The sequence below is a fragment of the Streptomyces sp. NPDC037083 genome (genome assembly GCF_055606485.1).
Genome location: NZ_JBVJSQ010000001.1, coordinates 710388 through 732273, shown reverse-complemented (window position 1 = coordinate 732273; position 21886 = coordinate 710388). Strand labels below are relative to the sequence as shown.

At 71.4% G+C, this 21886-nt stretch carries 14 protein-coding genes; 9 read left to right on the top strand and 5 right to left on the bottom strand.

The window, feature by feature from the left end:
* The first annotated feature begins 26 nt into the window (after positions 1-26).
* The 3 genes from ACZ7DE_RS03285 to ACZ7DE_RS03275 all read left to right on the top strand — a co-directional run bounded on the left by ACZ7DE_RS03285 (position 27) and on the right by ACZ7DE_RS03275 (position 11414).
* Positions 27-4361 (top strand): LamG-like jellyroll fold domain-containing protein, encoded by a 4335-nt coding sequence (locus ACZ7DE_RS03285; protein ID WP_470757376.1) that lies wholly within the window; start codon positions 27-29, stop codon positions 4359-4361.
* A gap of 147 nt (positions 4362-4508) precedes the next feature.
* Positions 4509-10904 carry an RHS repeat-associated core domain-containing protein gene (locus ACZ7DE_RS03280; RefSeq protein ID WP_470757980.1) on the top strand — a complete coding sequence of 2132 codons (6396 nt, stop codon included), beginning with the start codon at positions 4509-4511 and terminating at the stop codon, positions 10902-10904.
* A gap of 12 nt (positions 10905-10916) precedes the next feature.
* Positions 10917-11414, top strand: coding sequence for a hypothetical protein (locus ACZ7DE_RS03275; protein WP_470757374.1), 498 nt, complete (start codon positions 10917-10919; stop codon positions 11412-11414).
* A gap of 14 nt (positions 11415-11428) precedes the next feature.
* Here the strand turns inward: ACZ7DE_RS03275 and ACZ7DE_RS03270 are convergent, their stop codons facing one another.
* Complete coding sequence (locus ACZ7DE_RS03270) at positions 11429-12604, bottom strand: THUMP-like domain-containing protein (RefSeq protein WP_470757373.1); 1176 nt, start codon at positions 12602-12604, stop codon at positions 11429-11431.
* A gap of 307 nt (positions 12605-12911) precedes the next feature.
* Between ACZ7DE_RS03270 and ACZ7DE_RS03265 the strand changes: the two genes are divergently transcribed.
* The 4 genes from ACZ7DE_RS03265 to groL all read left to right on the top strand — a co-directional run bounded on the left by ACZ7DE_RS03265 (position 12912) and on the right by groL (position 17008).
* Positions 12912-13808, top strand: a complete 897-nt coding sequence (locus ACZ7DE_RS03265) for a polysaccharide deacetylase family protein (RefSeq protein WP_470757371.1) — start codon at positions 12912-12914, stop codon at positions 13806-13808.
* Positions 13805-14611, top strand: a complete 807-nt coding sequence (locus ACZ7DE_RS03260; protein WP_470757369.1) for a polysaccharide deacetylase family protein — start codon at positions 13805-13807, stop codon at positions 14609-14611. The genes ACZ7DE_RS03265 and ACZ7DE_RS03260 overlap by 4 nt, the downstream gene beginning before the upstream one ends.
* Positions 14612-14961: 350 nt before the next feature.
* A complete protein-coding gene (groES, locus tag ACZ7DE_RS03255) occupies positions 14962-15270 on the top strand; it encodes a co-chaperone GroES (RefSeq protein ID WP_020132158.1) in 309 nt (102 codons plus the stop codon).
* Positions 15271-15382: 112 nt separating this feature from the next.
* Entirely contained in the window at positions 15383-17008 is a 1626-nt protein-coding gene (gene groL, locus ACZ7DE_RS03250; RefSeq protein WP_470757367.1) for a chaperonin GroEL, read from the top strand.
* 100 nt (positions 17009-17108) lie between these two features.
* Here groL and ACZ7DE_RS03245 read toward each other — a convergent pair whose 3' ends face one another.
* The 3 genes from ACZ7DE_RS03245 to ACZ7DE_RS03235 form a co-directional block, all read right to left on the bottom strand.
* A complete protein-coding gene (locus ACZ7DE_RS03245) occupies positions 17109-17816 on the bottom strand; it encodes an ester cyclase (protein WP_470757365.1) in 708 nt (235 codons plus the stop codon).
* Positions 17817-17905: 89 nt separating this feature from the next.
* On the bottom strand, positions 17906-18679 hold the full coding sequence (locus ACZ7DE_RS03240) for an SDR family NAD(P)-dependent oxidoreductase (protein WP_470757363.1): 774 nt from the start codon (positions 18677-18679) through the stop codon (positions 17906-17908).
* 96 nt (positions 18680-18775) lie between these two features.
* Positions 18776-19444 (bottom strand): MOSC domain-containing protein, encoded by a 669-nt coding sequence (locus tag ACZ7DE_RS03235; RefSeq protein ID WP_470757361.1) that lies wholly within the window; start codon positions 19442-19444, stop codon positions 18776-18778.
* Positions 19445-19524: 80 nt separating this feature from the next.
* Between ACZ7DE_RS03235 and ACZ7DE_RS03230 the strand changes: the two genes are divergently transcribed.
* Entirely contained in the window at positions 19525-20448 is a 924-nt protein-coding gene (locus ACZ7DE_RS03230) for a LysR family transcriptional regulator (RefSeq protein WP_470757359.1), read from the top strand.
* A gap of 59 nt (positions 20449-20507) precedes the next feature.
* Here ACZ7DE_RS03230 and ACZ7DE_RS03225 read toward each other — a convergent pair whose 3' ends face one another.
* A complete protein-coding gene (locus ACZ7DE_RS03225; RefSeq protein WP_057584636.1) occupies positions 20508-20837 on the bottom strand; it encodes a WhiB family transcriptional regulator in 330 nt (109 codons plus the stop codon).
* Between the two features lie 380 nt (positions 20838-21217).
* Here ACZ7DE_RS03225 and ACZ7DE_RS03220 point away from each other — a divergent pair, with 380 nt between their 5' ends.
* Positions 21218-21829, top strand: a complete 612-nt coding sequence (locus tag ACZ7DE_RS03220) for a response regulator transcription factor (RefSeq protein WP_003948568.1) — start codon at positions 21218-21220, stop codon at positions 21827-21829.
* The last annotated feature ends 57 nt before the right edge of the window (positions 21830-21886 follow it).

Sequence of the window (21886 nt, the reverse complement as noted above, 5' to 3'; positions counted from 1 at the left end):
GCATGCGCGGCGTCGGGGGAACCGTTGTGCTCGCGCTGAGTACCGCGCTCGCGGCCGGGCTGCTGCCCGCCGCCGCGGCGGCAGCCGAAGAGGCGAGACCGAACGCACACGGATCACCGAACGCACAGGGGACGCGGACGGACGCCGAGGACGCCCCGCTCACCGAGGCGGAGGCCCGCGACCGGGCCCGGCGGACCGGCCGGAGCGTGGAGATATCCTCGCTCCGCGGCGAGAGCCGCGAGGTCTTCGTGACACCGCAGGGCGACCTGGAGGCGCGGGAGTACCTGCGTCCCGTCCGGGCCAGGGTCGGCGGCGAGTGGAAGCCCGTCGACACGGACCTCGCCAGGACCGCCGAGGGCACGGTCGCCCCCAAGGCGACCACCGTCGGACTGGAGTTCTCCGCCGGCGGCGACAAACCTCTGGTCCGCATGACCAGGGCGGGCAGGGAGCTGGCGCTCTCCTGGCCGGGCCCGCTGCCCGCGCCCGAACTGGACGGCGACACGGCGACCTACCGGAACGTGCTTCCGGACGTCGACCTGCGGATGGGCGCCCAGGAGGACGGCTTCACCCAGTTGCTCGTCGTCAACACCGCCGAGGCCGCGGCGAGTTCCGAACTCGCCCAGCTGCGGCTGAAACTGGCCGCGGACGGCATGGACGTCCGCCAGGAGGCGAGCGGTGGCCTCACCGCGGTCGACAAGGGCGCCGGCAACGCCGTGTTCGAGGCGCCGAAGCCCCTGATGTGGGACTCCAGCGCCGGCAAGGCGGGGAGCGGCACCGCACCGCAGCAGTCCGCCGCCGAATCCGGCACGAAGCCCGCAGCGAATCCGGCGGCGAAGTCCGCCGCGAAGCCGGTTGCGCAGGCCTCGGTGCGGTCCGTGGCCGAGGCGGCCGCTGACCCCGGGTCCGGGCCCGGCGAGGCCGGACCCGGTGAGTCCGGCAAGGTGGCCCCGGTCGGCGTCGGGCTCCCCGCGGGCGGCCGTGAGCTGGTGCTCACCCCCGACCCGGAGGTGCTGAAGGGCAAGGACACCCGGTACCCGGTGTTCATCGACCCGCAGTGGTACTCGCCGCGCGCGGCTGCCTGGACGATGGCGTCGGAGTACTGGGCGTCGTCGCCGCAGTGGAAGTTCAACGGCAAGCCGGACGCCGGTCTGGGCTACTGCCAGTGGGACTACTGCGCCCCGTACGACACCAAGCGGCTCTTCTACCGCGTGCCGACCTCGACCTTCGCGAACCGGACGATCCTGTCGGCGGAGTTCGTGGTCCGCAACACCTGGTCGGCGTCCTGCTCGGCACGCGAGGTGCAGCTGTGGCGCACCAAGGACATCTCCTCGTCCACGACCTGGAACTCGCAGAACGCGTCCGGCTTCTGGGTCAAGAAGCTGGCCACCGAGTCCTTCGCGCACGGCTTCTCGGGCTGCGCCGCCAAGGACGCCGAGTTCGACGTGAAGTCGGCGGTGCAGGAGGCCGCGAACGGCAAGTGGTCGACGATGACCTTCGGTCTGCGGGCGTCGAGCGAGAGCGACCGCTACGGCTGGAAGCGCTTCTCCGACAAGGCGTTCCTGCGCGTGAAGTACAACCGTCCGCCGGGGCAGGTGAAGATGTCGCAGCTTGCCATGGAGTACGGCGGCACCTGCAAGAAGCCGGCGAGCGCGCCCCGGGTGCGCACCCTCGGCAAGATCTACGCGAACAACATCACCGACCCCGACGGCGACAACATCGCGGTCGAGTTCCAGGCCTCCTGGGACTCGGGTGACGGCAAGGGCATGATCGCCCGCTGGAAGCCGGCCCGGACGGGCTACAAGAAGTCCGGCTCGGACTTCGCCATCGCCCTGCCGACCTCGGTGCCGAAGGACAAGCAGGTCAACTGGTACGTCCGTGCCTACGACGGGGCGCAGTACTCGCCCTGGTCGTACGCGGGGGATCCGACGGGCTGCTACTTCGTCTACGACGTCACCGTGCCCAAGGGCCCGTCGATCTCCTCGGGCCACTACCCGGCCTCGGACCCGGAGGACCCGGACGACCCGTGGTACGACGGGGTGGGCCAGTACGGCACGTTCGCCCTCGACTCGGCCTCCTCGGACGTGGTCCGCTACCGCTACGGGTTCAACACCGACCCGTCCGCGGCGCACCAGATCGCCACGACCGGCGGAGCGGGCAAGTCCGTGGAGCTGCTGCCGGCCAAGCCGGGCCTGAACTTCGTCACCGCCCAGGCGTTCGACCAGGCGGGCAACGGCTCGGAGGTCCGCACCTACCAGTTCCGGGTGAAGGCCGGGCAGCCGGAGCGGGCCGTCTGGGGGCTCGACGAGGCGGCCGGCGCCGACCGGTCCGCCGGCACCGCCCCACCGCGGACCGTGCAGCTGCGCGGTGGCGCCGCCCTCGGCGCCGAGGGCCGCACGGGCACCGCGCTGCACCTGGACGGCACGTCCGGGTACGCCGTCTCCGACCTCACCGTCGTGGACACCTCGGAGAGCTTCTCGGTCGCGGCCTGGGTGCGGCTCGACCGGATGCCGGACGCCGCGGCGATCATCGCCGGCCAGCCGGGCAACCACGCGCCGGGCTTCGAGCTGTACTACTCCAAGACCTTTGACCGTTGGGCGTTCAACCAGTACACGTCGGACACCCCCGGGGCGCCCATCGCCCGGGCCATGGCCCCCGCGGCCGGCGACGCCAAGGCGGGCGAGTGGACCCACCTGGTGGGCGTCTACGACGGCAAGGCCAAGCAGCTTCGGCTGCACGTGAACGGCAAGCTGGCCGGATCCACCGCGTACACCACCGCCTGGGAGGCGCGCCGAGGGCTTCAGCTGGGCTCCAGCAGCTACAGCGGCACCCCGGCCTCGTTCTTCCCCGGCACCATCGACGACCTGCGCATCTACGACCGGGCCGTCACCACCGCCGAGGCGGATCGGCTCAACCGGGGCGAGGACCTCACGACGGGGCGCCCGGCACGGGCCGTCTTCCCGATGGACGACGAGGCGGCCGCCACCGAGACCCAGGGTCGCGCGGACGCACAGCCCCTGATCCTGCACGGCGGCGCGACCAGCGGGGCCGACGGCGTCGCCGGCCGGGCCCTGACGCTCAACGGCAGCGACGGCTACGCGGCCACGGACGGCCCGGTGCTCAACACCGCCCGCTCCTACACCGTGTCGGCCTGGGCGAAGCTCCCCGAGGCCGCCGTCACCGGCAACCGCACCGTGCTCAGCCAGAGCGGCACCTACTACAGCCCGTTCTATCTCTCCTACCAGACGTCGGAGAAGACCTGGAGCCTGCGCACCTCCCAGGCGGACGTCCAGGCGGGCAACATCACCGAGCAGCGCGTGGTGGCCAAACAGCCCGCCCGGCCCGGTGAGTGGGCCCATCTGGTGGCCGTCCACGACGCCACCGCCCAGCAGATCCGGCTGTACGTCAACGGCCAGCTCCAGGGCGTCGACGCGGCACCCAAGACCTGGGAGGCCCAGGGCGCCGTTCAGGTCGGCCGGGCCGTCTGGACGGGCAAGTACGTCGACTCCTTCGCCGGCAGCATCGACGAGGTGCGCCTCTTCGACCGTCCGGTCGCCGACGACGAGGTCCGCCAGATGTTCCAGCGGCGGCCCCTGCTCAAGAGCCGGTGGAACATCGAGGACTCCGCCGCGACGGGCTCGCCGACCACGCCGAACTCCGTGTCCGGCGCCGGCCCGCTCACCCTGAGCGGCGGGGCGAAGAGGACGGCCTCCGCCTTCATGGACTCCGGCGCACTGGAGCTGGACGGCGTCGGCGCCTACGCGTCCACCACGTCCGTGCCGGTGGACACGTCCGGCAGCTACACCGTCACCGCCTGGGCCAGCGCGGCGGCGCTCCCACAGAGCGGGGTGTCCCTGGTGAGCGCCGAGGGCGCCTCCCAGAGCGCCTTCTCCGTGCGCTTCGTGCCGGACGCGACGAACCCCGAGGGCCTCGGGCGCTGGGAGCTGGCGGTGCCGGACAAGGACGGTACGGACGCCACGGTCGTCCGCGTCCCGAACAGCGAGTTCTTCGACGCGAGGGAGTGGAACCACCTGGCCGTCGTCTACGACGGGTTCGCCAAGCAGGCCCGGCTGTACGTCAACGGAACACTCCAGACGGTCTCGTGCCGGGACACCGACGGCGACGGCGGATCCGACGAGACGCAGTGCGAGGAACAGGCCTCCTGGGCGGACGACGCGCTGGCCTTCAAGGCCACCAGGTCCTTCCAGATCGGCCGTGCCAAGACCAACGGCGCCTGGGGCGAGTTCTTCCCCGGTCTCGTCGACGACGTCTGGGCCTTCCAGGGCGCGCTGACCGACGCCCAGGTGGAGAAGCTCGCCACGAGCTGGTTCGACGTTCCGACCGAGGTGCCCGGCGTCGGCTGACCGCCGGCGTCCCCCTGTCCATGGCCCGCACGCTCCGTGACGTGGCCTGACCTCCCATGAGGACCTGAACTCGATATGTCCGTCACATCCCGATCGCAACTGCGCAGAGCAGTGCGACGAAGAGTGGCGCTGGCCGTGTCCGCCGTCATGGTGGGCACGGTCCTGCAGACCGCTGCCGCATCCGCCACCCCCAACGCCGGGCACGATCTGCCCGGCCTCCCCTCCGCCGAGAAGCCGGTCAGGGGCGAGGACGCCGCCACCGGCGCACCGCGCGTCCTGGCCAAGGGCCCCCGCACCCCGCAGGCCAGGCCCAGGGCGGCCTGGCCCGAGCCGGGCGAGGCGGTGATCAGCGTGCCGGCCGCCTCGACCGCGGCGGCCGGCCGCCCGGCCAAGGCCGGCTCCCTGCCCCTGACGCTCGCCGCGCCCCGCAGCACGGCCGCGGCGCCCCGGGCCGCCCAGGGCAGCGTCGACGCCCGGGTGCTCGGCCACGCCGCCGCCCGGCGCGCCGGCGTGGACGGGGTGCTCTTCACCCTGGAAGCGGGCGACGGCCGGGGCGACCGGCCCGGAAAGGTCGCCGCCACCGTCGACTACTCCTCCTTCGGCGAGGCGTTCGGCGGCGGCTTCGGCTCCCGGCTCACGCTCGTCGAGCTGCCCGCCTGCGCCCTGGACGCACCGGGCAGGGCCGAGTGCCGCAAGGCGACGCCCGTCGAGACGGTCAACGACACGGAGCGGCACACCCTGACCGCCTCCAAGGTGGCCCTGCGCTCCTCCGGTCCGACCCTCCTCGCCGCCGTCGCCGCGGAGACCGCGGGCAAGGGCGACTACAGCGCCTCCAAGCTGTCCCCGTCCGCGACCTGGGACACCAACCTCAACACCGGCGACTTCACCTGGTCGTACGACATCCCCGTGCCCGACGTCCCCGGCGGCCTCGCCCCCGACCTCGGCCTGTCGTACAACTCGGGGCGGATCGACGGCCAGACCGGCACCACCAACAACCAGTCCTCGTGGGTCGGCGACGGCTTCGACCTGTGGTCCGGCTTCATCGAGCGCCGCTACAAGCCGTGCTACGACGACGGCGTCAAGAACGCCGACGGCAACAAGCCCGGCGATCTGTGCTGGGGCTACGACAACGCGTTCATCACCTTCAACGGCAAGGGCGGCGAACTCGTCCCCGACGGTGACGACACGTTCCGGTTCAAGCAGGACGACGGCAGCCGCATCGAGCGCCTGCGCTCCACCGACCGGGGCAACGGCGACAACGACGGCGAGTACTGGCGCCTGACCGACCCCAACGGCGTGCGCTACTACTTCGGCCACAACCGGCTGCCCGGCTGGACGGACGGCAAGGAGACCACCGACTCCACCTGGACGGTCCCGGTCTTCGGCGACGACTCGGGCGAGCCCTGCCACAAGGCGGCCTTCGCGGACTCCTGGTGCCAGCAGGCCTGGCGCTGGAACCTCGACTACGTCGAGGACCCGCACGGCAACGCCGTCGCCTACTACTACGACCAGGAGAAGAACTCCTACGGCCGCAACCTCAAGGCCAAGGACAACACCCGCTATGTGCGCGGCGGTTCCCTGGACCGCATCGAGTACGGCCTGAAGAGCGGCTCGGTGTACGGCGCCAAGCCGCTCGCCCGGGTCGACTTCACCACCTCCGAGCGCTGCCTGCCGGACTCCAGGACGACCTGCTCGGACATCGAGAAGGACGCCTTCTACTGGTACGACACGCCCTGGGACCTCAACTGCAAGGCCGACAAGGACTGCGACCAGGGCCGTTTCTCGCCGGTGTTCTTCACCCGTGACCGGCTGACCGGCATCACCACCGAGGTCCTCAAGGGCGACACGCCCACCAAGGTGGACTCCTGGACCCTCGGCCACCGCTGGGGCCAGGCCGACGTCGACTACCAGCTGCTGCTGGACTCCGTGCAGCACACCGGGCACACGGCGACCCCGGCGATCACCCTGCCGAAGACCACCTTCACCTACACCCAGCTCGCCAACCGTCTCGACAAGATCGGCGACGGCTACGCCCCGTTCATCAAGGCGCGGCTGTCCACCGTCACCGACGAGTACGGCGGTCAGGTCGACGTCAACTACTCGGCGCCCGCCTGCTCCTTCGACGCCCTGCCGACGCCCGAGAAGAACACCACGCGGTGCTACCCGCAGTTCATCGGCGGCTCCACGGACGACGCGCCCGAACGGCAGTGGTTCAACAAGTACGTCGTCACCTCCACGACCACGACCGACCGCACCGGCGGCGCCCCCGACGGCGTGACGCAGTACGAGTACCTGGGCGGCGCGGCCTGGCACTTCGACGATGACGACGGCCTGACCAAGGAGAAGCACAAGACCTGGTCGCAGTGGCGCGGTTACGGCCAGGTCCGGGTGAAGTCCGGCGGCCAGGGCGGTGACACGGCCATGCGGACCCAGCAGGACAGCTACTTCCTGCGCGGCATGGACGGCGACCGCGAGAACGCCTCGGGCGGCGCCAAGAAGGTCTCCGTCAGCCTCGCCGGCGGCGAGGGCGATCCGATCACCGACCACGAGTCGGCGGCCGGCTTCCTCTACAAGACCGTCGCCTACTCGGGCGTCGGCGGGAAGGCCCTGTCGAAGACGGTGAGCCGGCCCTGGCACCACCAGACCGCCAAGAAGGTCCGGGACTGGGGGACCGTCACCGCCGACTTCACCGGAACCGAGCGCTCCGCGTCCTGGATCTCCGTGGACGGCGGCGCCGGCGAACGCTGGGCGACGACGGCGACCGAGACGTCGTTCGACACCGTGGCCGGCCGCGCCACCCAGGTCGACGAGCTCGGCGACACCTCCACGGCGGCCGACGACCGCTGCACCCGCACCACCTACGCCCCCGGCGCCCTCCTCACCCTCGTCGCACGCGAGGAGACCGTGCTCGGCGCCTGCGCCCGCACCCCGGACCGCGCCAAGGACGTCGTCTCCGACGTGCGCACCGCCTACGACGGCGGCGAGTACGGAGACGCCGCCACCAAGGGCGACGCCACTGGGTCCGCGACGCTCAAGAGCCACAACGGAACCAAGGCCGTCTACCTGGAGTCCCGCGCCACCTTCGACTCCTACGGCAGGCGCCTGACCACCACCGACCTGACCGCCGACGTCGCGGTGACCGGCACGGCGGCGCCCGTGCGCACGGCTCGCAAGGACAGCCGTACGACGACCACCGTCTACAGCCCCACCAGCGGCTTCCCCACCAAGGTCACGGAGACCTCCCCGCCCGCCACCCCGGGCGTCGCGTCGACGGCGCAGGCCACGGTGACCGAGTTCGAGGGGCTGCGCGGCCGTCCGTCGGCGCAGGTCGACCCCAACGGCAAGCGCTCGGAGTTCAGCTACGACGCGCTCGGCCGGTCGAGCAGGATCTGGCTCGCCGACCGGCGCAGCAGCCAGACCCCCAACCACGAGTTCACCTACTTCGTCGAGGAGGGCAAGCCGGTCGCCATCCGCACCCAGACCCTCGACAACAACGGCGATCAGCGTTCCTCGTACGTCCTCTACGACGGCTTCCTGCGCGAGCGTCAGACGCAGGAACCGGGCCCGTCCGGCGGCCGCGTCCTCACGGACGTCTTCTACGACGAGCGCGGTCTGACGGCGAAGTCGTTCGCGCCGTACTACAACGAGGCCGCCCCGGGCCGGACCCTGTTCAAGCCGGCCGACGCGCTCTCCGTGGAGAGCCAGACCCGTCACACCTACGACGGGCTCGGGCGGGAGACCGAGAGCCGGGACATCGCCGGCAACGGTGACGGCGGCGCGGTCCTCGGCATCACCCGGACGATCTACGGCGGCGACCGCACCACCGTGATCCCGCCGGAGGGCGGGACCGCCACCACCGCGATCGCGGACGCCCGCGGTCTCGTCACCGAGCTGCGCCAGCACCACGCCCGCAGCGCCGAGGCCGCCTACGACACCACCCGGTACACGTACACGTCCCGGGGGCAGTTGGAGACCGTCACCGACCCGGCCGGCAACAGCTGGCGCTACGGCTACGACCAGCGCGGCCGCGAGACCAGGGTGGAAGACCCCGACCGGGGCACGACCATCCGCCACTACGACGACCGCGACCTGGTCACCAGCACGGAGGACGCCCGCGGCACCGTTCTCGCCCACCTCTACGACGGCCTCGACCGTCAGACGGAGCTGCGCGAGGGCTCCGCGACGGGCGCGCTGCGCGCGAAGTGGACGTACGACACCGTCAGCGGCGCCAAGGGCCTCCTCGCGGAGTCCACGCGTTACGTCGACGGCGCCGCGTACACCAGCAGGGTCACCCAGTACGACCGCCTCTACCGGCCGATGAAGAGCGAGGTGGTCGTCCCCGAGAAGGAGGGCGCGCTCGCGGGCACCTACGAGACCGGCACCTCCTACCTGCCCTCCGGGCTGGTCAAGGGCGTGAGCTGGTCGGCGGCCGGTTCGCTCCCGGGCGGCGGCGCCTCGTACACCTACGAGCCGGACACGCTGCGGCCGGTCTCCCTGCTGGGCGACGGCTTCACGGCGGAGACCGCCTACTCCAAGACCGGCAAGCCGCTGCAGTACAAGATGGACGGCAACGCCGCCGGGGCCAAGCCGGTCCAGGTCACCAACACCTACGAGTGGGGCACCCAGCGCCTGGAGACCTCGCGGGTTGACCGACAGGACGCGGCCGGGGTCGACCGGTTCAACACCTACCGCTACGACCAGGCCGGCAACATCCTGTCCGTCTCGGACACCTCCCGGACCGGCACCGACACCCAGTGCTTCGGCTACGACCACCTGCAGCGCCTGACCGAGGCATGGACGCAGGACGCCAAGACCTGCGCCGAGGCCCCGGCCGGCGGCGTCGTGGGCGGCCCGGCCCCGTACTGGCAGTCCTTCACCTACGACAAGTCGGGCAACCGTCTCACCGAAACCCTCCACGACCAGTCGGGGGACAGCGCCAAGGACACGAAGCGCGACTACGCGTACCCGCCGGCGGGCGGCCCCCAGCCGCACGGTCTGAAGTCCGTCACGACCAGGAAGCCCGACGGCACGACCGCCACCGCCGACTACGGGTACGACAAGACCGGCAACACCGAGACCCGCGGCAGGCAGAGCCTGCTCTGGGACGCCGAGGGCCATCTGTCCAAGGTCACCGAGCCGGTGGAAGGCGGCGCGCAGAAGGTCACCGAGTACCTCTACGACGCCGACGGACGGCGGCTGATCGGACGGACCGGTTCGGCGACCACGCTCTACCTCGGCCACACCGAGCTCACCCTCGCCAAGGGCGCCGCCAAGGCCAAGGCCACCCGCTACACCGCCCTCGGCGGCGGCAACCAGGCGGTCACCGCCGACGACGGGACCGTCTCCTTCACCCTCGCCGACCACCAGGGCACCGGTCACCTGGCGGTGGAAGCCGCCACCCAGAAGCTCACCCAGCGCCGCACCCTGCCCTTCGGGGGAACGCGGGGCGGGACGCCGGCCGGCTGGGCCGGGAGCAAGGGCTTCGTCGGCGGCACCGACGACACCTCCGACACCGGGCTGACGCACCTGGGCGCCCGCGAGTACGACTCCACGACGGGCCGCTTCCTCAGCGTCGACCCGGTCATGGACCTCACGGACCCGCAGCAGCTCAACGGCTACGCCTACGCCGAGAACTCGCCGGTCACCCACAGCGACTCCACCGGTCAATGGAAGTGGTGGGACGACCTCGTCGGCAAGAGCAAGAAGGTGGGGTCCGGTTTCAAGAACGGCGTCGTCGACGGCTACTACGACCTGGCCGAGGGCTGGTACTCGTTCACCGACACCATGGGGTGGACCGAGGGCAACGCCCAGAAGATCAAGAACGACCGTGCGGGCAAGGGCCTGGTCAGCGTCTACCAGACCGTCCGCGGCCCGGACCAGGGCGGCGCCTGGTACAAGATCTCGTACTGGATCGGGAAGTTCCTCGTCCCGTTCATGCCCGGAGCCGGCGGCACCGGCGCGACCTCGAAGGCGGCGTCGAAGTCCGGCACCGTGGCCAAGGTCGTCAAGGGGGCGCTCGGGAAGCTGTTCTCGGGGGCGGCGAAGAAGGCGGAGCAGCCGAAGGCGGCTCCGAAGATCATCCCGGTGCCTCATGTCAGCACGCGCGGCATCGGCGGCAAGAGCGCGCCCGCCGTGGAGATCCAGAAGGCCCCCGCCGGCTGGACCCACGCCGACCGCATGCAGGACGCGGCGTCCCAGGTCGCGGGCTTCGCCCTCAAGAACTTCTCCAAGCGAAAGAAGGACAAGACCTATGTGGGCGGCTACAACATCGAGACGGGCGACATCGCCCTCGCCCAGTCCGGCGGCTGCAAGCCCGGGCCCAGCTACTGCGCCGAGGGCAATCTCGTGCGCGCCCTGGGCGGTGACCCCTCGAAGGTGCGGTTCACCATCGCCTACACGGTGAAGATCGAGGCCGACGGCCACACCGTCGCCACGATGAAGCCCGTGTGCACGGACTGCCAGTTGGACTACCCCTCACCGTTCCAGTTTCAATTGGGCGCCGTGCCGGAAGAGGGCGGCATCTGGCACAAGCAGCACCGCTGAGGGGAGTGAGCGATGGACGCCATGGAGCTCGAACTGGGCTTGTACGACTGGTCGACACTCCCGTGCCGCAGGTGCGGTTCCGCGGAGCACGTCCCCGCCGAGCTGCGGCGGATCGCCGGTGCGCGGACGCCGCAGGAGGCCGAGCCCAGGGGCATCGAGTCCCACGTGCTGCAGGAGAGCTGGGCGACGCCGACGGTCGTCCCCGTCGCCCGGGTGCTGATGGCCGCTCTCGCGGACCGGAACACCCCGCCCGCCGCCCGCAACCGGTTCCTCGACCTGCTGTGGTCGTTCGTCATCGTGGACGACGACGACCTCGCCGAGGCCTGCAAGGACGCGGTACGGGCCGGAACCTGGTCGCTGTACGAGGAGATCCTGTCCGGCGCGTCGAAGGGCAGCGCCCTCCTCGCCTACTGGCTGGTGAAGGAGGTCGAGACCGAACCGGCTCGGGTGGAGCGGCTCCTGCAGGTGGCAAGGCATCTGCTGCCGGAGGATCTGCACGAGGACGACTGACGCCCTGACCGGTGTCAGACAGTGGCGGGCTTCCCGATCAGCATGGTCGGGGCGCCCGCCACTCGCGTCAGGAACACCGTCGCCGCGTGCGGTCCCTGCGGCCTGGGCAGCGCCTTCCTGCGCAGTTCCTCCGGCTCCACCGCCGACCCCCGCTTCTTCACGGTCAGGACCCCGACCTCCCGCTCCCGCAGCAGCGCCCGCAGCTTCTTGACGTTGAACGGGAGCCGGTCGGTGATCTCGTAGGCGGTGGCGTACGGGGTGGGGCGCAGTTCGTCGGCGGTGACGTAGGCGATGGTCTCGTCGATCAGCCCGCCGTCGAGCTCCCGGGCCACGTCGGCGACCAGATGGGCCCGGATGACGGCGCCGTCCGGCTCGTACAGATACCGCCCGACCGGCCGCACCCGCGGGTCGGGCAGTCCGCCGCCGAGCAGTGAGCGCGGCCCCGGCAGCAGGGTCGCCCGGACGGCTCCCCGCTCGGCGGTCCCGAACCACAGCACCGCCTCCTTCACGTCCCCGCCGTCCGAGATCCACTCGGCCCCGGCCTCGGCCGGGATCGCCTCGTGCGGCACCCCGGGCGCGATCTTCAGGGCGGCCCGCGGGGCGGCGAGGGCGGCGCCGACCGCCCAGGACAGGGGCGGCGAGTAGGCCTCGGGATCGAAGATGCGCCCGCGTCCGCCCCGGCGTGCCGGGTCGACGAACACGGCGTCGTAGCCGCCGGTGTCCACCTCGGTGACGTCCGCCTCGCGCACCTCGATCAACTCGCTCAGCCCCAGCGCGTCGGCGTTCGCGCGTGCCGCCTCCGCCGTGGCCGGATCCCGGTCCACGGCCAGGACCCGGATCCCGGCCCGGGCGAGCGCGATGGCGTCCCCGCCGATCCCGCAGCACAGATCGGCGACGGAGGTGACGCCGAGCGCCCTCATCCGCTCGGCCCGGTAGCCGGCGACGCTCGCCCGCGTCGACTGCTCCACGCCGTTCGGCGTGAAGAACATCCGCTGCGCGTCCTCGGACCCGAACTTCGCCGCCGCCCGCTGTCGCAGCCTGGCCTGGCCGAGGGCCGCGGACACCAGACCGGCGGGGTGTTCGCGGCGCAGCCGGGTGGCGACGGCGAGTTCGTCGGCGGGAGCGGTGTCGCGCACCGCGTCGAGGAGGGCGCGGCCCTCGGGGGTGAGGAGAGGAGCGAGGTCGTTCACCGGGTCATTGTGGGCCAGTCGGTGGATGGTGCGCCTCCGGCGGCGGTGTCGGGCGGAGTCGCGGGGGCGGTGACTGCGAGGATCCGGCGCCATGGGACCTGTCGTACAAAATGATCAGAACGGCACTTCTCGGACACCCTGCTCGCGCCGCCGCAAGGGCACCCGGACCACGCGGTCGCGGACCGCCACAGCCCGGTCCACGGCACTGCGGGCCACCACGGCCGGGGCCACGGCGGTGCGGGTCACGGCCTCGCGGACCGCGACCGTCCGGGCCGCGCTGTTCCGGGCCGCGGTGACGCGGAGTGCGATGACGCGGAGTGCCGTCGCCGTGCTCGTCCTGGCCGCCGTCGCCTCGGGCTGCGCCGGTGGCGGCGCCGGTGGGGCGACCGGGCCCGCGCCGGGCCAGCAGCCCGAGAAGGCCGCGCCCGCCGCGCCGCCGGCCCGCGCCCTGCACGCGTACGCAGGCCGGCTCCGCGCCGCCCACCGGGCCCGGGTCGTCGCGGCGAGGCGCTGGGGCCTGAAGAAGGTCCCGCTGACGCCCCCGGCGCCGCCCGCACACCGGCCGAAGATCTCGACCCGCAAGGGATTCGAGGTGGACGACCACGAGGAACTCGGCCTCCCGCCGGTCTTCACCAAAATCCCGACCACGGACAAGGTCGTCTTCCTCACCATCGACGACGGCGCCGAGAAGGACCCGGCGTTCCTGCGCATGGCGAGCGAGCTGAAGATCCCCTACACCGCCTTCCTCAGCGACTACCTGATCAAGGACGACTACGGCTACTTCAAGAAGATGCAGAACCGCGGCGTGGTCCTGAACAACCACACCCTCCACCACCCCTACCTGCCGGCCCTCTCCTACGCCCGTCAGAAGCGGGAGATCTGCGGCATGCAGGAGGTGATCCGCAAGCGCTACGGCAAGCGCCCCGCCCTCTTCCGGCCACCGTTCGGCAACTACGACCAGGACACCCTGCGCGCCGCGAAGACCTGCGGCGTGCGCTACGCCCCTCTCTGGGCCGAGGAGGTCTTCGTCGACCACTGGGAGTACCGGGAGTGGGACCGCGACCTCCATCCCGGCGACATCGTCCTGAGCCACTTCCGCGGCCGGGGCGACTGGAAGGGAACGATGCCCGACATGATCCGCCGCTTCCTGGACAAGGTCACGGCCAAGGGGTACGCGGTGGCCCGGCTGGAGGACTACCTGTGAGGGCGCGGGGACTGGCGGCCCTCCTGCTGATCCTGACGACCCTGGCCGGCTGCGCCCAGTCCGTCGACCCCATCGAACGCCTGGGCAGGAAGGCCGCCGCGCAGGTGCGGCCACCCGCCCAGGCCGGGCCCCCGCCGTACCGCCGCTGGGGCCTGCCGGCCCCCCTGGCGCCCGCGCCGGACCACCCCTCCCGGGTCCTGGCGGGCAGCCCCGGCTCGGCCCTTCCTCCGGTCGTCGACCACGTCCCGACCACCGACAAGGTCGTCTTCCTCACCTACGACGACGGCGCCGAACGCGACCCCCGGTTCGTCGACATGGTCCGCGAACTGCGCCTCCCCGTGAGCATGTTCCTCACCGACAGCGTGGTGGGCCCGGGCTACGCCCACTTCGCCCGGCTGCAGTCGGTCGGCGCGAACATCCAGAACCACACCCTGGACCACCCGGCCCTGCGCGGCCTGCCCTACGCGGGCCAGCGCGCCGAGATCTGCGGGCAGCAGGACAAGCTCCGGTCCCGCTTCGGTCTGCGCCCGCGCCTCTTCCGCCCGCCCTACGGCGTCTACGACGCCACCACCCGGCGCGCCGCCGCCGACTGCGGCATCGCGGCCGTCGTCCTGTGGCGCGCCGCACTGGGCCCCGACGGCCTCGCCTACACCCGCGGCCCCCACCGCCTCCGCCCCGGCGACGTCATCGCCGTCGCCCCGGACGAGACGACGGCCACGGCCCTGAGGGAACGCACGACGCGACTGCTGCGCCAGGTGCAGGAGCAGGGGCTGACGGTGGGCCGTCTGGAGGACTACGTCTGAGGCGGCTGTGCATCGCCGGCGGGTGCGCCCGTTCCACCTGTCCGGCGTTCGTGGGCGATGCCCGTCCAGGGCCGGAGCGGGGGCCGGGGCCGCGGCAGCCTCCGGTGACGTGCACACGAACACCGGGCGCCGAACACCCCGAGGGGCCACCGAAAACCGGACGACGCGCCGCCGTCATTGGCACTCCGCTTGACCGAGTGCTAATCGCGGTCATAGTCTCGGCTTTGGCACTCCCCACCGGAGAGTGCCAACTACGCGACGGGCAGGTCCGGCACCCGCGACGACGGATCCACCTGGTCGCCACCTCAGACAGTTAACCCCGTGAGATCTCCGAAGGGGGAGGTCGGATCGTGACGACCACCAGCTCCAAGGTTGCCATCAAGCCGCTCGAGGACCGCATCGTGGTCCAGCCGCTCGACGCCGAGCAGACCACCGCCTCTGGCCTGGTCATCCCGGACACCGCGAAGGAGAAGCCCCAGGAGGGCGCCGTCCTCGCCGTGGGCCCGGGTCGCTTCGAGAACGGCGAGCGCCTGCCGCTCGACGTCAAGGTCGGCGATGTCGTCCTGTACAGCAAGTACGGCGGCACCGAGGTGAAGTACAACGGCGAGGAGTACCTCGTCCTCTCGGCTCGCGACGTTCTCGCGATCATCGAGAAGTAATTCACCCAGTTTTGCAGTGAACTGCGCTCCTGGCCCCCGCGACTTTGTGAAGCCGGGCGCTGGGAGCGCAGTTCGTTTCTCCCACGTTTTCCGAGAGGGCTGAACCGCTCCCATGGCGAAGATCCTGAAGTTCGACGAGGACGCCCGTCGCGCCCTCGAGCGCGGCGTCAACAAGCTTGCCGACACGGTCAAGGTGACGATCGGCCCCAAGGGCCGCAACGTCGTCATCGACAAGAAGTTCGGCGCTCCCACCATCACCAACGACGGCGTCACCATCGCCCGCGAGGTCGAGCTCGAGGACCCGTACGAGAACCTCGGCGCGCAGCTCGTGAAGGAGGTGGCGACCAAGACCAACGACATCGCGGGCGACGGTACGACCACCGCCACCGTGCTCGCCCAGGCGCTCGTGCGCGAGGGTCTGCGCAACGTCGCCGCGGGCGCGTCCCCGGCCGCCCTGAAGAAGGGCATCGACGCCGCCGTCAAGGCCATCTCCGACGATCTGCTGGCCACCGCCCGCCCGATCGACGAGAAGTCCGACATCGCCGCCGTCGCCGCGCTGTCCGCCCAGGACCAGCAGGTCGGCGAGCTCATCGCCGAGGCGATGGACAAGGTCGGCAAGGACGGTGTCATCACCGTCGAGGAGTCCAACACCTTCGGTCTGGAGCTGGACTTCACCGAGGGCATGGCCTTCGACAAGGGCTACCTGTCGCCGTACTTCGTGACGGACCAGGAGCGCATGGAGGCCGTCCTCGAGGACCCCTACATCCTCATCAACCAGGGCAAGATCTCCTCGATCTCCGACCTGCTGCCGCTGCTGGAGAAGGTCATCCAGACCAACTCCTCCCGCCCGCTGCTGATCATCGCCGAGGACCTCGAGGGCGAGGCCCTGTCGACCCTCGTCGTGAACAAGATCCGCGGCACCTTCAACGCGGTCGCCGTGAAGGCCCCCGGCTTCGGTGACCGCCGCAAGGCGATGCTCCAGGACCTGGCCGTCCTCACCGGCGCCACCGTCATCTCCGAAGAGGTCGGCCTCAAGCTCGACCAGGTCGGCGTCGACGTGCTCGGCTCCGCCCGCCGCGTCACCGTCACCAAGGACGACACCACGGTCGTCGACGGCGCCGGCGACTCCTCCGAGGTCACCGGCCGCGTCGCGCAGATCAAGGCCGAGATCGAGAACACCGACTCCGACTGGGACCGCGAGAAGCTCCAGGAGCGCCTCGCGAAGCTGGCCGGCGGCGTGTGCGTGATCAAGGTCGGCGCCGCCACCGAGGTGGAGCTGAAGGAGAAGAAGCACCGTCTGGAGGACGCCATCTCCGCGACCCGCGCCGCGGTCGAGGAGGGCATCGTCTCCGGTGGCGGTTCCGCGCTGGTCCACGCCGCCAAGGTGCTGGAGGGCGGCCTGGGCAAGACCGGCGACGAGGCCACCGGTGTCGCCGTCGTCCGCCGCGCCGTCGTCGAGCCGCTGCGCTGGATCGCCGAGAACGCCGGCCTCGAGGGCTACGTCATCACCGCCAAGGTCGCCGAGCTCGACAAGGGCCAGGGCTTCAACGCCGCCACCGGCGAGTACGGCGACCTGGTCAAGGCCGGCGTCATCGACCCGGTCAAGGTCACCCGCTCCGCCCTGGAGAACGCCGCCTCCATCGCCTCCCTCCTCCTGACGACCGAGACCCTGGTCGTCGAGAAGAAGGAAGAGGAAGAGCCGGCCGCCGGCGGTCACAGCCACGGCCACTCGCACTGACCCAGGTCGGTACGCACGGCAGCACCGAGGCCCGGCACCCTGCAGACAAGGGGCGCCGGGCCTCGGCGTCGGTCCGCCGTTCCCGCGGCCGGCGGTGTCGCTACTGCTCCAGGGCGTCCAGCGCGCCCAACTGCCCCATCAGCCCGAGCCGGTCGTACTGCCACCAGGCCTCGACGATCTTCCCGTCCTCCCGGCACCGGAAGATTGTCGTCCCGGTCATGGTGACCTGCTTCCCGGTGGCCGGGATCCCCATGAAGTCGCCCTTGTGGGTGCCGCGCCAGGTCCACCGGTTGCACACGCGGTCCCCCTGCTCGATCTGGTCGTCGAGGGAGAAGGCGAAGTCGAATCCGCCCCGCCACATCTCGACCTCCCGGCGCATCGCGTCCATCCCCATGGTGTCCTGCTCGTTGGCGGGATCGTGGTCGTGGTAGTCCTCGGCGATCAGTCCGTCGAGCGGCGGCAGCTCCCCCCGCGTGCCGACCGTCTCGAAGAACCGCCGCGCCGTCTGCGCGTACAGCTGCTCGTCCCGTACGACGTCGAGATCCGTGAAGGTCGGCATCTCGTCGCACAGGGCCACCAGCTCCCGGAAGACCTTGTCGGTCTCCGGAAGGTTCGAGTTCCGCATCGCCTCCTCGTAGGAGGGGAACTCCACGATCTCGATGAAGTGGGAAGCGTCGGAACGGTCCTTTCCGACCACCGCGTGCGTCGCGGTCCGCTTCCCCCTGGTCTGTTCGACCCATGTGTCCATCAGCCGGTCCATCTCGTCGAACCGGCTGGTCCTGCAGTCGATGAGCTGTACGAACGTCATGACGCCGCCTCCGGCCCCCCTGGGTTCCGGTCCCGTCACGCCCATCTTCCCACCGGAGCGCCGACGTCACCCGCCCACTGCCGCACCCGTCACTGAGGCCCGTACTTCCGTCCCGTCCGCGAGCTGATCCCGCCCAGCAGCGACCGCGGGGTCACCTTCACCAGTCCCATCAGCGCCTTGTAGCGCGGGTCGGGGATCGACAGCGACTTTCCGCGCGCCAGGTCGTGCAGCGCCGACGCGACCAGCTTGTCCGCGTCCAGCCACATCCAGCCGGGGATGTTGTCCGTGCCCATGCCGGCCCGCTGGTGGAACTCCGTGCGCACGAAGCCCGGGCACAGCGCCATCAGCCGCACCCCGCTGCCGGCCAGGTCCTTCGCCGCCCCCTGGGTGAACTGCACGACCCACGCCTTGGAGGCCCCGTACGTCCCGCGCGGCACGAAGGCCGCCACCGACGCCACGTTGACGACCCCGCCGCGCCCGCGCTCCCGCATCGCCGCCGTCGCCGCGGACGTCAGCCGCAGCACGGCCTCGCAGTGCACCTTGAGCATCTTCAGCTCGTCGGCCATGGACACGTCGAGGTAGCGGCCCTTGTTGCCGAAGCCCGCGTTGTTGACCAGCAGGTCGACGGGGTTCTTGCGGTCGCCGAGCCGGGCGGCGACCGCCTCGATGCCCTCGTCCGTCGCCAGGTCGGCGGTCAGCACCTCCGCCTCGATGCCGTGCCGGTCGTGCAACTCCGTCGCCTGCTCGCGCAGCCGCTTGGTGTCCCGTGCCACGAGGACGAGATCGTGCCCGTCCGCCGCCAGTCTGCGCGCGAACGCGGCGCCGATGCCCGCGGTCGAACCCGTAATCAAAGCCGTTGTCATGGCGCAAGGTTAGTGACCCGGAGTGCGGGCGTCCGTTCTCTGCACGCGCCCTCCCGAAGATGAAGGCCCGGTGTGCGTCCGTCCCGTGAGACCGCCTCAGCCTCCGTGCGTCTCGAGGTACTTCCGGGCCGCGGCCAGCGACTCCGGATGCAGGGCCTCGCCCGCCGCGAGCAGCCGGGGCAGCAGTTCCCGGTGCGTGGTGACGGCCTGGAACTGCATCCGGGCCGTCACGTCGTGGTCGGGGACATGGACGATCTCCACCGCGTCCCCCGCGCGGACCTCGCCCGGCGTGATCACCCGCAGGTAGGCGCCGGTCGCCGCCTTCTGCGTGAACCGCTTCACCCACTGCTTCTCACCCACGTGCCCCTGGAAGGTGAGGCACGGTATCCGTCCGGCGCTCACCTCCAGCACCACCTCGGAGCCGATCCGCCAGCGCTCGCCGATGCGGGCGCCCGAGACGTCGAGCCCCGTCGTGGTGAGGTTCTCCCCGAACGCGCCGTTGGCCAGCGTGCGCCCCAGCTCGCGCTCCCACTCGTCGAGGTCCTCGCGCGCGACGGCGTACACCGCCTGGTGGTCGCCGCCGTGATGGCGCAGCTCGCACACCGCGTCCCCGGCCAGACCGCTGGCCCCGACCCCCTTCGGGCCGGGCGCCGAGACCCGCACGGGCCCCTCGACCGGACGCTTGTCGATTCCGGTCAGTCCCTGTGGCTGATCGGTGTACGGCACGGCCTGCGGGCGGCCCAAATTGACAGACAGAAGCCTCATGGCGGCACGGTAGGCGACCCCAGATCAAAGTGTCGAGGCGTTATTCGCGCCGCTGCCCAAGGCTGGCTTATGCTCGCTGGATGATCGAGGCCCGTCATCTCCGCGTGCTGCGCGCCGTCGCCGCCACCGGCTCCTTCTCGGCGGCCGGACGCGAGCTGGGCTGCACCCAGCCGGCCGTCAGCCAGCAGATGAAGGCCCTGGAAGCGTCCGTCGGGACTCCTCTGCTGGTGCGCAGCGGCCGCGAGATGCGTCTGACGCAGGCGGGCGAGGCCCTCGTGCGGCACGCGGTCGGCATCCTGTCCGGGCTGACCGCCGCCGAGGAGGAGGTCGCCGCGATCGCCGGGCTCCGCGCGGGCCGGGTCCGGCTGGTCTCCTTCCCCAGCGGCAGCTCCACCCTCGTCCCCACCGCTCTCGCCGCCCTGCGCGCCGCCCACCCCGGCACCCGGGTCTCCCTGGAGGAGGCCGAGCCGCCGCGGTCGGTCGAGCTGCTCCGGGAGGGCGACTGCGACATCGCCCTCGCCTTCCGCTACGAACGCGCCACGGGCGACGGGGCCGTGACCCGGTCCGGCGAGGGGGAGTGGGACGACCTGGTCGCCCGGCCGCTGCTGACGGACCGGCTGGTCGCCCTCGTGCCCGAGCGGCACCGCCTCGCGCGCGTGGAGTCCGTCGCCATCGGCGATCTCGCCGCCGAGCCGTGGATCGCCGGCTGCCCGCGCTGCCGCGGCCAGCTGGTGCAGGTGTGCGAGCGCGCGGGCTTCACGCCCCGCATCGACTTCGCGACCGACGACTATCCGGCGGTGGTGGGTCTGGTGGGCGCCGGTCTCGGCGTGGCCGTCCTGCCCCAGCTCGCCATCGAGTCGGTTCGGCCCCGGGGCGCCCGCGCGGTCACGCTGGAGCCGGCGGTGCGGCGGGAGATCGTCGCGCTCACCCTGCCCGACCTGGCCCAGGTGCCCGCGGTGACGGCGACGCTGGAGCAACTGGAACGCGCCGCGGCGCGGCAGTGAGAAAGCGGAGGGCACGCGCGCGTGCCCTCCGCTTCAGTCGATCTAGCAGAAACGTTCCTTCATGTGTTCGAGGCGGTGTCCCTCGCGCCCGACGACGCCGACACCAGGCGGTTGCGCGCCCGCCCCATGAGCTCCTCGCGCTCGTCCTCGGTCAATCCGCCCCACACGCCGTACGGCTCGCGTACCGCCAGGGCGTGCGCCGCGCACTGTGCGCGGACCGGGCACCTCATGCAGACCTCCTTGGCCGAGTTCTCTCGAGCGCTCCGAGCCGCCCCGCGCTCACCCTCCGGATGGAAGAAGAGCGAACTGTCCACTCCGCGGCAGGCAGCCAGGAGCTGCCAGTCCCACAGGTCCGCGTTCGGTCCGGGAAGGCGGGAGAAATCTGCCATTGCGTGACCCCTTGTAGCCGTGCTGAGCGGATACGGTGCCCACGACCGTACAACTACGATCTAAGGAGATGAAAATATGACTCATTGCGAATCTAGCCTCAGACACCAGTAAAAGGGAAGAAATAGGGCTAAATGGGGCACGGGTTGTGATGAAAGCTTGAGGGTCCGTGTGGCTGACTCCTCCGTGTCCGGCCCCTCACGTAGAGTGCCGAAGAATGCACGCGGCCCCGTAACTCTTTCGAGTGACCGTCGTTGAGAGTGCGGTGGCGGTTGGAAACACAAAACGCTCGGGCAGGCGTCCGAGACGGTCGACCGCACAGGTGACGATTCGTACCAGCCTGGAGGCACAAGGTGACGCGCATCAGCTGCGGAGGGCGGCCATGACTTCCGTCCTCGTCTGCGACGACTCCCCGCTTGCCCGAGAGGCGCTCCGCCGCGCGGTCGCGACCGTGCCCGGCGTCGAGCGCGTGACGACGGCGGCCAACGGCGAGGAAGTCCTCCGCCGCTGGGGCGCCGACCGCTCGGACCTGATTCTGATGGACGTGCGCATGCCCGGTCTGGGCGGCGTCGAGACCGTACGGCGACTGCTGTCCGCCGACCCCGGCGCACGCATCATCATGCTGACCGTCGCCGAGGACCTCGACGGCGTCGCCCTCGCGGTCGCCGCCGGCGCCCGCGGCTACCTGCACAAGGACGCCTCGCGCGCGGAGCTGCGCGCGACCGTCACCCAGGCCCTCGCGGACCCGACCTGGCGGCTCGCCCCGCGCCGGCTGCGCTCGGCCGAGATGGGCGCGGCGCCCACGCTCACCGCGCGTGAGATCCAGGTCCTCGAAGGCATGAGCCACGGCCGCTCCAACGCGGAGATCGGCCGCGAGCTGTTCCTCTCCGAGGACACCGTCAAGACGCACGCCCGACGGCTGTTCAAGAAGCTCGGCGCCTCGGACCGCGCGCACGCCGTGGCGCTCGGCTTCCGGTGGGGACTGGTCCGTTAGGGGCCGTCCTCGCCTGCCCGGCCCCGCGGCGCCGGACCGGTCCGCGGTGGGACGGGG